Origin of the sequence: Acetobacterium sp. (assembly GCF_036508315.1) — a bacterium.
In the GTDB taxonomy this organism is placed as follows: Bacteria; Bacillota; Clostridia; order Eubacteriales; family Eubacteriaceae; genus Acetobacterium.
Map to the genome: position 1 here is coordinate 1 of NZ_DATCHP010000035.1, position 11405 is coordinate 11405.

9 protein-coding genes and 1 pseudogene are annotated in these 11405 nt (G+C 39.3%); 1 reads left to right on the forward strand and 9 read right to left on the reverse strand.

All coding sequences use genetic code 11. The features are described 5' to 3' along the window. The 6 genes from VIK44_RS04910 to VIK44_RS04935 form a co-directional block, all read right to left on the reverse strand. The coding region (locus tag VIK44_RS04910) for a biotin transporter BioY (RefSeq protein ID WP_331552730.1) at positions 1-496 on the reverse strand (496 nt) is incomplete at its 3' end. Between the two features lie 549 nt (positions 497-1045). Then, on the reverse strand, positions 1046-1225 hold the full coding sequence (locus VIK44_RS14220) for a Mut7-C RNAse domain-containing protein (RefSeq protein ID WP_414637059.1): 180 nt from the start codon (positions 1223-1225) through the stop codon (positions 1046-1048). Between the two features lie 1627 nt (positions 1226-2852). Next, positions 2853-3773, reverse strand: a complete 921-nt coding sequence (locus VIK44_RS04920) for a Fic family protein (protein ID WP_331552731.1) — start codon at positions 3771-3773, stop codon at positions 2853-2855. Beyond that, positions 3731-4282 (reverse strand): helix-turn-helix domain-containing protein, encoded by a 552-nt coding sequence (locus VIK44_RS04925; RefSeq protein ID WP_331552732.1) that lies wholly within the window; start codon positions 4280-4282, stop codon positions 3731-3733. The genes VIK44_RS04920 and VIK44_RS04925 overlap by 43 nt, the downstream gene beginning before the upstream one ends. Before the next feature lie 287 nt (positions 4283-4569). After that, positions 4570-5427, reverse strand: a complete 858-nt coding sequence (locus tag VIK44_RS04930; RefSeq protein WP_331552733.1) for a nucleotidyl transferase AbiEii/AbiGii toxin family protein — start codon at positions 5425-5427, stop codon at positions 4570-4572. After that, entirely contained in the window at positions 5424-6017 is a 594-nt protein-coding gene (locus VIK44_RS04935; protein WP_331552734.1) for a type IV toxin-antitoxin system AbiEi family antitoxin domain-containing protein, read from the reverse strand. Before VIK44_RS04935 ends, VIK44_RS04930 begins: the two co-directional genes overlap by 4 nt. A 1388-nt stretch (positions 6018-7405) precedes the next feature. On the opposite strand from VIK44_RS04935, the gene VIK44_RS04940 reads away from it, so the two are divergent. After that, positions 7406-8056: a TetR/AcrR family transcriptional regulator gene (locus VIK44_RS04940; protein WP_331552735.1), complete on the forward strand. Its 651-nt coding sequence runs from the start codon at positions 7406-7408 to the stop codon at positions 8054-8056. A gap of 153 nt (positions 8057-8209) precedes the next feature. Here the strand turns inward: VIK44_RS04940 and VIK44_RS04945 are convergent, their stop codons facing one another. The 3 genes and pseudogenes from VIK44_RS04945 to VIK44_RS04955 all read right to left on the reverse strand — a co-directional run. Continuing rightward, the gene (locus VIK44_RS04945) at positions 8210-9577 is read right to left on the reverse strand and encodes a glycoside-pentoside-hexuronide (GPH):cation symporter (RefSeq protein WP_331552736.1); all 1368 of its coding nucleotides are present in this window, start codon (positions 9575-9577) and stop codon (positions 8210-8212) included. A 328-nt stretch (positions 9578-9905) separates the two neighbouring features. Further along, positions 9906-10886, reverse strand: coding sequence for a uroporphyrinogen decarboxylase family protein (locus tag VIK44_RS04950; protein ID WP_331552737.1), 981 nt, complete (start codon positions 10884-10886; stop codon positions 9906-9908). A 50-nt stretch (positions 10887-10936) separates the two neighbouring features. Continuing rightward, a pseudogene (locus tag VIK44_RS04955) lies at positions 10937-11405 on the reverse strand (methyltetrahydrofolate cobalamin methyltransferase); the annotation flags it as partial.

Genomic DNA, 11405 nt, shown 5'->3' on the forward strand with positions numbered 1-11405 from the left:
AAAGGAAAATATCACCTGGCATCGCTAAAATAACGCAATAGAAAATTAAGGGCCAAAGGCCAATGGGTGTATTGATCACAAAATTAGATATGATCCAGTAGTAAAGGGTTCCACAAAAATATACAATAACAAGCCCAATAAAATTAGCAACCAGTAATCGCTTTAATGTTGGATTGCCTACTTTATTTGCAATCGTCCCTGTAACATAGCTTGCAATACAAAAACCGATGAGGTATCCAAAGGTCGGCCTTAACGCATAGGCAATTCCCCCGCCATCGGCAAAAATAGGCAATCCCATTAAACCCAATGCAATGTAGGCAAGAACACTCATCGCCCCTAATTCACCTCCAAGCAAAAGACCTCCAAGCATTGTAAATAAAAATTGCAGGGTAAATGGCAAAACGGGAATGGGAATTTTAATAAACGCTCCAACGGCAATGAGGGCTGTAAACAAAGCACATCGTATGATGTTTTGTGTGGTAAATGTAGTATCCATATGATTCTCCTTTAGCAACTTATTTTACGGTTTCCTGTAGGAAATACGCCTGTTGATTGTAGCACAGACAAAAATCAATTGTCAACCATTTAAAATGTATTGGGCGACAATTGATTTTAAAAGAAATAATGAGTTGTGCAATTCCGGTTTTTTCATTTGTTTTTTTCATCATACTGTGTTATTCTTTCGAAAGTGATTTGGAAAAAGTGCATTCCAATGATGCCTTGATCCCTACCGATATGAAGGATTGAGTGTGATGGCCTACAAAAACAAAATGGATGTGGCGTTTGAAATTGCCATTGGTTCCAGTTTGCAGATGGTTCTTTTCGTAACCCCGAGTGCAGCTGGGTTTAGGGGTACATTGCTCATCATACAACATCTCATGCATTTGGATTTTTTCCTTCACTTGCCGAATAAAATCATTCATGCACTTGTAGTGGGTTCCCTTCCAGTAGATCCGGCCGCAGACCGGACATCGATGAAATTTCGTTCAATGACTCCCGAACACGCTTTACAGGCAGGACAAGATTTCCTCCTTTGGGACAGGCCTTAAAACCCCATTGCCATGCATGCATCTCTCAAAAAGGCGAAGTCGGTCAACACTTCAACCAGTTGCAAGGCAGGGTCCTTGGACCGAATAATATAGCCATATATCACTTTTTTTCTCATGAGCAATGCTCTATCAAAGGTAAGCAATATTCTGGATTCAGTTGCAGACTCATTTGCCAGTTGATCCCCTCTATTTCATTATCATTTTTCGATTAAAAAAAAAACCTATTTGAATAGACTTTTTAGTGTCCATTCTATAGATTCCCTTTTTTCTGTCGCCCGTGTTTACCGGGCGACTTGTCCTTTTATCAGGTTTTTGTTTCTGCCTTCTTCAATGATGCTGTCATATTCACATCAGAAGATATGCCGATAATAATAAGTTAAGATTTCCTTATGGTCAGCCACGAAGTTATCTTTGACCTTCTTCATTCGAAGAAGTAACGTTTGCATACGATGGGCCCATGTTTGATCCGGATGTTTTTCCATGACACCATTGAGCTCACGTAATAAATGGGCATTGCAAAATGGCATGCAAGATATCATAATACTTAAAATAGGACATCCAGCAATCTATGGACAACGATGCCATGGAACTCAGGGAGTACACCGTTTGACTCCATCCCTTCTGTACCACGTTTCATTTCCACCGATAGATAGGTAAACAAATCACTGGAAGCGTTATGAACCCAGTGCAGCGTTTTATCGACACGTATCTTTGAAATCATATCCGAATGTTACGAGTCAAAAAGCATCATAGTGACAACGATCGGATGAAAAATTCACTCATTCGATTGACCTAAAAATTACCCACCGGTGCTTGGGGAAAATCTTTTGCAAAAGGGTATTTATATCTTACTATAAACACCGGAACCATTGGAACTTCTGTCCGGTACAGTTGGAACCAACCGCCGGACACCATAGTTCCTTTAACCAGTATATTTAGCACGTTCACTTAATCATCAGCTGGCACTTTGGAAAACCCAACAGAAATAATGAAAATCCATTTTTTTATAAAAAAACACCCTTTTTAAGGGTGAATACTTGAAATTTCATTAAATTTGTCGTGCATACGCAAGGGATTCCTCAAACAAAAAAAGAACCGAAACGGCTCTAATATGCGAAAAAATGGTGTGCCCTGGGCGTACCCTCCCGTATGCACGACATTAATCAAGGCAAAAGGTCGATTTTAATTAAGAATTACTTAAGAAAATATCGTATTATTCGGCAAATTCCTATGATTTATATCAAAATATTATCACTTCTTTAGGTGATAATAGGCCGCACCACTTCATAGCGATAATTATTATCGACATGGTTAAACGCTAAAACCGCTTTACTATGCGGTTCACAAGAAATTCATTCGTTTTCTCGATCCAATTATTCAAATCAGAGGATTTATCTGAGTAATTTTAATTTTGTGTCTGAAAAGCCTGCACATTATAGTAGGTGAGGTACACAGCAGTCAGTGCGCAAGGTTTTCGGCAACGCAGTAAGAGAGTGTGGGAATCAGTAGGTGATGCGCCACCGGCGTTCCCACACCCCGATGACAGCATCGAACCAAAAAGCAATTCAGCCGCTCGCTCTGCCGTGCGTGACAGGACGAAGGCGAACGCCACTACCGTGAGTAGCGCCTTGGCCTTATGCGCAGAGCGTAGTCCAGGGCGCAAGACCTACGGGCAGTAATGCTGACCCAAAAAAGCCTCGGGCGTTAAGCCGGAGGCGCGAGAAGAAAACAAATTCTAATTTTTTATAAGTACTTTCTGTTAATGATTTAGTGTCTGGAACCTTTCACAATCCTCATCAGGCTTTAAGAGTAATACTTCTGCCTGGGACTTGTTGGTTTATCCGGCAAGGTTAACTTTAATAGTCCCCCTTTAATCAAAGGGTTTAATATCCTAGTTCTAAAATCTTTTGTATCTTTAATTTCTATGTAATCTTGAATTTCTTGTCTGCTTTTCGGGGTTCTACAAAATTCTAGTATTTCTCTCGTTCTATCCAGATCCTCTTTAACCTCAGCTTGGGGGGTAGCTTGAGGGGTAGCTTGGGGGGTAGCTTGGGGGGTAGCTTGGGGTATCAAGGGAATAATCGTTCTGAAAACATCCTCTTCCATAAAAACAGGCTCTGCCCCTGAATAAATTTTATTATACTTATATATGTTTCTGACCCCGGACCCCAATTCATCCACTAGGCCGATTTCCTTGAAAAACCTGGCGATGGTGGGATTCTTTGGAAACGGTGAAAAATTCTCCGGATCAATGACACCATTCCCATGCGTTTTGTTACTATTTTCAGTCACAACTCGATCTTTCTCAATGATCAGCTTTGCCGGAAAAGGATTGGCAAACTCACGATGAATGAGCAGGTTAGAAACAACTTCTCTGAAAATCTTGTCTCTAAGACTGATTCTGCGATCGCCTTCCAGGTAAAAAGTATCATTAAGATGCTTTGAGACAAACTGCATCAGACGCTCATAGCTCTCCAGGAGATTAACCCGAATATCATCCCTGTCATCATAGCGATCCAAATTGACTCTTCGTAAAATAGCATCGGTTCGATGATGGGGCAACGCTACGTGAATCAGCTCTTCATTTCCAAAAATAAGAATACCGCCCAGAGTAAGGCCTTCTTTCCCACTTTGGCGATCTTTAAGATAAAGACCGGCACTCTTTAACAGTTCTAAATCACTCATTGACATCCATGGATGATCCGATCGTTCATTGGCAGCCATTTTTCTAACCTTAATAAGAGCTCAGCCTTGAGCTCCGATAGTTCGGCAAAGGGAAAGATAAGGTTTTCTGTATAATTCCGCTGTTTTCGTATATACAAGTCAGAAACAAGATTCGTGTTATCGGTGATATTAATATCGCCATCTTCATTTCGATCAAAAATCTTTCCATTGCACCGGTGGACCTGATAACTCTGTGGAACCAAAATATAGAGGATAATTTTCTCCTCAATTTCAACCTCTTCAACTGACAGATAAAAGGTGGGACTGATTTTCAGAGGATTGTTCATTGACGTCACAAAATCCATTTTGATCTTTTCGACGGCCGCCTGATCAATGCCGACAATGCTCCCGTTGTCATCAACGCCCAAAAAAAGGTTTCCGCCATTACGATTTAAAAAGGCACAGACCGACTCAAAAACATCCCGGTTCAATTTGGTTTTGCTTTTCTTGAACTCAACCGTGATGCTTTCACCACCGCTGATCATTTCTTTCAGTCTTTCAATTTTCATATTATCCATTCCCTGTCATGTTTTTTAGTGAAGCTACAGACCTGTTTTCGCCATTTAAACAATCCATAATTCGGCTTTTATCCTTTAATAATAATCATTCTTTCTTCTGTTGACTTTGCCGATGATAAAACTGCACGCTGCTTGATCCGAAAATTCACTCTTTCTTATTACTGAATATTTTACATTAATCAACTGAATAAATCAATGTCTATCAAAAATACATCCTCCTCCGTGATCATTAACCAATTGTCTACAATACTGTTATATTTTCTCTTTATATCTTAATTTTATAACTCAACTTTTATGTCTTCAGATGCCAAATCTAAAACACCTTCTACCGAACTGCACACTTCTTCCCATGAAAATACGACAGCATATGAATTCTTTAGCTGATAATCATGCCATAATTTTTTCATGTCCTCACTTATGAGAATCTCGCTAATAATCATCTTCTGATCCGTAAGTAAATGGAGCCCCTGACGATTCTTCGCAGTTTCATGGATTGCATCATATAAAACCTCGGGTTTGATCGTTTGTGTTTGCAATTGTGTCAGAAGATGAATATCGTAATAATCCCGCATCCGTGTGTTGTAGGTGCCAAAAGATAAGATTCCATGGTACTTTTCAGCAATGATAGTTTCCAGATTATACGCCCAAACTTTAATAGACCGGTCTTCGAACATTAGGGGATATTGGTAAACAATTTCTTTGGGTGTGATCTTATCCCCTGTTGTGATATCCACTTTTATGGGAATGCGCATTCGATCAATTTTTGTTTCAATGGAAACACGAATTCCTGAATACTCACCATCTTCATGGATTGTTTCCAACTTTTTTAATGACATGATGATATGATCATCACAGTTAATCTGAATAATTTCCTCTATTATCTTTTTCAGCATTTCTTTATCCATTGGATAGTTTTTTAAGGTGGTATCGATATCAACCGTTGAACGGGTATCGATTCCCACTACCGAAGCGATGAGAAAACCGCCTTTCAGAATGAAGTGGTCTCCATAAGCCGATAACGCAATCCTTTCAAGGAAACGCTCCATCATATAGTTTTTTGATAAAATCAATGGGTCCAGGTTTTTCTCTTTTGCCAGATTTTTGATCTTATCTTTTAACTGGGTAGCAGTTTTCACATCAGAACCTCCATATACGCTTTAATCCGTTTTTCAACACCAAATGTTTTTGCATAGTTTAACAAGAATGGAACATTTTTATCTTTTTTTCTGAAATAGCGCTTGACTGCTTCGGTGACCAAGGCTAAATCGGCCTGATAACGTGGACTGAGCAGATCACAAATGGTCCGTTCCTCATTATAGCATCGAATATCACGGCCAAAATTAGTTTGAACGGTCACAATTCCAATCTCATACCACTCTTTTTTTACACTGTACACCTGTATACCTTCTTTTCTTAACCGGGATGCGTTGTATCCAAAGGGCACGGTCACAGTGATTACCAGTGGATCCCGGTCAGTCAGATCCAGAAAATAAAGTGCGGTTTCATGGGAATAAATCATTCTCTGGTAAATGGCCTGTTTCCAGAAATAGGCATCATCCCAGGCATCATCACTGAGATACACCCCCCGGCGAAGGGATTTCAATTGCCCTGCTTTTACTGCCCGATATAAATAGGAACGGGGAATGTTTGCCTTCTCCAGATCTTTGGTCAGAATCAAGCCGTCTTTTTCATCAATCATCGATTCGAGTTTTTCTTGATAGTTCATTTTTATCACCCGTGTTTCAAGTATGCTATGATTATATCATAAACATAGCGCATTTGAAACTTTTTGTTCGGTTTCTCAATGACTCAATCAATTTTGGTGTGCTCAATCTGTCTGGAAAAAATTTCTTTTTTCTCTGCTTCTAATCCTTATATTTTACCTTTTTCATCAAATGTTTTATATCTGTTTATAGTAACCCATATTTCGAGTAGTAAGGCCTGCAAGCGTTGAAACGCCTCCAGGCCTTACTTTTTTTCTGTCACTACCTTCTCTCATTAACCGTTGTTTTCCTGCGTTTGATTAAGTTAACAATCCCAAAGATTTTAAAATCTCATGATGATTCTTTTCAGGATTTCCGGTGACACAGATGTTGTAAATAGTTCCATTTTGTCTGGTCATGATAATGGTTAACCGGTGATGGGTTGATAGGTGTTTATTGTAAAATAAACACGCCGAACACCATGGTTCCTTTAACCGGTATATTTATCACATCCACTTAATCATCAAATGGCACTTTGGAAAAACCAACAGAAATAATGAAAATCTATTTTTTCAAAAAATAAAAAACCCCACCCTTTTTAAGGGTAAATACTTGAAATTTCATTAAATTTGTCGTGCATACGCAAGGTATTCCTCCAACAAAAAAAGAGCCGAAACGGCTCTAATATGCGAAAAAATGGTGTGCCCTGGGCGTACCCTCCCGTATGCACGACATTAATTAAGGCAAAGGTCGATTTTAATTAAGAATTACTTAAGAAATTATCTTGTTATTCGGCAAATTCCTATGATTTGCATCAAATTATTGTCACTTTTCTTGATGGCGGTGGGCCGCAGCACCACTTCACAGTGATCATTAATATCGCTGATTATCGGCATTAATGATCACTGAAAACCGCTTTAATATGAGGTTCATAAAAAATTTATTCGTTTTCTCAATCCAATTATTCAAATTTATTTTATTTATATTCTATTTTTTTCTCTAACATACCCATTAAGCATATTATGTTATCCCTGATGTGCACAAATTGTGAATGGTGGCATTTTCGATTCTTAAACTTCTTATCAATCAGCTGCCTCTAACACATTAACTATTGATCATAATTAAATTTTCAAATAGCAATTTTTCAAATCAGAGGATTTATCTGAGTAATTTTAATTTCTTGTCTGGAAAGGTGTGCACAAATAATAATTGGTCTGATGATGTACCTAAAGCAATCTCCGAGCCCCCCAAAAATCGAGTGGATAATGATTCATTTGGTTTTCTAATTAAATATATGTTTTTACCGAATAATTTAATAAAAATTAATTTTTTACAATATTTTGCTGTACTTCCTTGTTCTAATCCTCAAAATATGCTATGTTAATACTATAAACACATAAGGAGAAATGCTATGTACGAAAAAGGTATCCAGACTCGAAATCACCTTTATCAAACCGCAAAACAACTTTTCTATACCAAGGGCTATGAAAAAACAAAAATTAAAGATATTGTTGAAACAGCTGATACACCCATTGGTCTTTTTACCTATTACTTTAAAACGAAGGACAAAATTGTAAATGAAATATATTGGGAGTATTATAAACAAATCGATACCTGTCTTAATGAATTAAAAATAGATGGACTTGAAAATTCCATCCTTCGTCATGCAGTATTGAGCCGAATTTATTTTGACCGAATACTCAACAATGAAAATAATCGACGTTTTTACTATGAGATCTTAAAAAAAGCATCAAACTATCGAATCGCCGGTGACTTTATTCGCAACACTTACCGTCGTTACATTGATGAGTATCATCTGGTAGTCAGTGAAAAAGAATTTGATAACTTTCTTTTTATCGATTTTGGTGGACGTCGGGAATACTTCCTGAATTTTTTTGAAAAACCGCTTGATGATTCTGTGGACGATATGGTGTTTTTATTAAACGGCATTCTTCCGCGTATGCTGGGCATCGATCAACATAGCGTCACAACCCTTCTTTACAAAGGCATTCAAATCGCTAAAACCATTGACTGCGACCATATTCATTTTCTCTGGGAATAATTAAAAGAGGGTGTAAAAAAAACAGTTTCGTTACTGTTTTTTACACCCTCTTATTTTTAATAACTCGAATTGCACAAATATAATACGCATTGGGCAGCCTCAGGTTCCAATGGCGTCTGATAGTCTAATCCTTAAAAAGCTACGACTGCCACTTCAAAGAATCTCCAATTCAACTTTCGATTTTTTTGCTGCAATGTCATTGTCCATGTCCTTCATTTTTCTTGAAAGAATAACAAAGACGATCATCCCAAATATCATTATTATTGCAGGGAATAGACAAAAACCGTTTTTAATACCCTGAATCAGCTCCGGTGTCGGTGTCATGTCGGCAATGTAGCCGGCGGATGCCAGTACTGCTGTTATAATAACGCTTTTAATGAAGTTTCCGACTTTGATTGGAGTCGTCAAAAGTGCCATGATGAAACCTCGAGCGTTTTTCCCCGTCCGCCATTCTCCATAATCAACACAGGAAGAATACATGGCCACAACAAGTGAATCCGGCAGGCCGTAACCGATAAAGGATACGAGCATTACTATTTTGAACGCTGTTGGAGACAATGGAAATAACCAGGTAATCAGCAGACCAACAATGAAAAAGCACAATGCACCCACATAAGCCTTATGAGGTCCAAATTTCTTCGCAACAGTCGTAGCCAGTGTTGCTGAAATCAGGATAACAACTGTCAGACCTGTCATAAAAATTGCCATTCCCGGGAGGTCATTAAGGACGTATTTAAAATAATAGAATGACAGACCCAAGACGACAAATTTTCCTACATATCTGCCAAGATCGATTAAAAGCAAACCGATTAATGGCGGATTCTGGAGCAATTGTTTCAGTATTTCACGAATCGGCATGCCTTCAGTTTTCTGGGATTTGAGCATCGTTCCACGAAAAGCATATTCTCTCGTCAGGAAAAAAAACGTCCAATAACACAATACCATAATCAAAGCAACCATGATAACAACAGTGAGATAACCACGTGCCGGATCGTTGAATGCTATGCTCGCCGCCTGAATGGCTTTAACTCCGACATATGCGAATGTAAGCGAACCAAGGGCATTAAAAACCCCTCTGTTGGCAGACATTTTAACGCGCTCTTCGACGTTATCCGTCAGCGCGCTGTTCATCGCTATATGAGCGGAATAATAAACATCGAACACCAAATGGCCAATGACAAAGCCGATACATGCAGTAATGGCATTTATCACAGGGCTTCCTATTTTTAAAAACTGGAGGATATAAAGCATTGCTGCTATCGGTGGACCAATCAGCAACCATGATCGGAATTTTCCCCATTTCAGATTACTTTTCTGAAGAATAATTCCAGCGACCGGAACCCAAATCAGATCAAAGATACTGGTGATCATGAGTACAGACCCTGCCAAGGCAACCGGCATTTTGACAGCATCTGTCAAGAATGCAGAAAAAAACATGAGTTCTACATATATAAAAATCTGAAACCCAAACGAAGGTAAACCATAGAGATAGATGACGCGTTTCTTTAATTTTTCTGCCATTTTCGATTCCTTTCCAAATAATTCGATTTTTTCTTATACGCAATATCGAATTTATATAAGAGAAGAAAACAATTTTAAATACTCGGGAACTATTCTAATAATTAATAATCGCATGAAATCGTTTTCTTTTAATAGCGAAAATGATCTCCGCTTCACTTATGAATGCTATCATTTAACTCCATACCTAAAGAAATCGTCCGAAAACAGCTGGAATTATTTCAAGGAACCACCTACTGTGAATTCACAGATAATTCCAGCTGTTTTTAAGGACGAATCTGGAACGAAAGCTTTCCCTCCGGAAAACATTCGTCATTTAAAACGGTATAATTTAAAACATTTCCTTTGTCATTCTGTCAATTTCTTCATCGGTTGCTTCGTAGACACCTGGGAATGAGCTGACATTTAATCCCTGGCTTGCACCGGGAATAAAGTATAACTTGCCACATCTTCGACAGGCTGTTTCTACCTTTTCTGCGATGATTTCACGGGTCCAACCTGGGAAATCAATGACGCCGCTGTCAATATCGCCCATGAATGTAATTTCCCCCCCATATTCTTTAATCAATTCCGGAACATGGTTGGTTGTCATAACTCCCTGCCAGATGTCGATTCCCATTTCAATCATGGCCGGAACCAGGTTGGCGGCATAGCTGTCACTATGGTGAATAATCAGTTCGACACCGTTATCTTTGTAATAGCCATAAATTTTCTTGTAAGCCGGAACAAAGAATTCCTCAAACATTGCCGGGGAAATAAAAGAGTTAATTTGGCTGCCCCAGTCATCATGATGAAAAAGGGCATCCGGGTGGAGATGATCAACAAATTCCTTTGCCAGCTTCAGTTCGAATTCCACAATATAGTCAATGAGTTCATGCATGGCTTCCGGTTCTTCATAATAGGCCATTAATGCTTCTTCCATGCTCATAAGGTAATGGACCTGTTCGAAAACACCAGGTGCAACAAAAACAGTGACATACTGATCATTTCGATCAACCGCAGCTGCGTCGGCGATGGCAACCGCCCATTTTTCTTCGGACTCTTCGACGGAGGGTGCTTTAACGTAGTCCCGCCATTTTGTTATATCCTTTATGACAATGTGTTCCTCATCATGAACTGGGAACGCCCCTAATTGACCTTCCGGCCACCGGATAGTTACTCCCCATTCATTGACTATTTCCCCACCGATTGGCGGCTTGATTCGGGTAATCGGGGTTCTCATCATCATTGCAAAAGCTTCATATTGCTTTACAAATCGATCCGGATTTCCACCTTTCATTACTTCAAGCAAGTTCTGTTTTTTTGTCAACATTTTATTTCTCCTTTTTATACCAACTTAATTTTTGTATTTCGTCTTGTTTATTATTTTACAGGTCCAAAGATGCCTTCACGGTAGGCCCCGATGTATTCCATGCAGTATTCATCATCGCCCAGAAGAGCTTCCGTGGCAAAGATGATGCCCATTAAGTCCCGGTTTAGGGGATCCAGTATGGCACTGTCCAGTCCGGCGTTCATGGCCAGAACCACAAATCCCATGTTGACCATCTTACGAACCGGGAGGTTGAAGGAAATGTTGCTCACTGCTCCGGTGACATGAATGGTAGGATATTGTGCTTTGATCTCTTTGATGACTTCAGTGACCATGCCGATGCCGTCTTCAGAGGTGCAGAGCATTTCAACAAGAGGATCAATGTGCATCCGGGAGGGATCGATCTTGTATTCCTTCACCTTTACCATAAGGTCGGCAAACACGTCCAAACGGTCTTTGACGGTTTTGGGAATGCCCTTGTCGCTGTTTAACAGTGCTACGCATTCCCATGGGGTGTCAGCG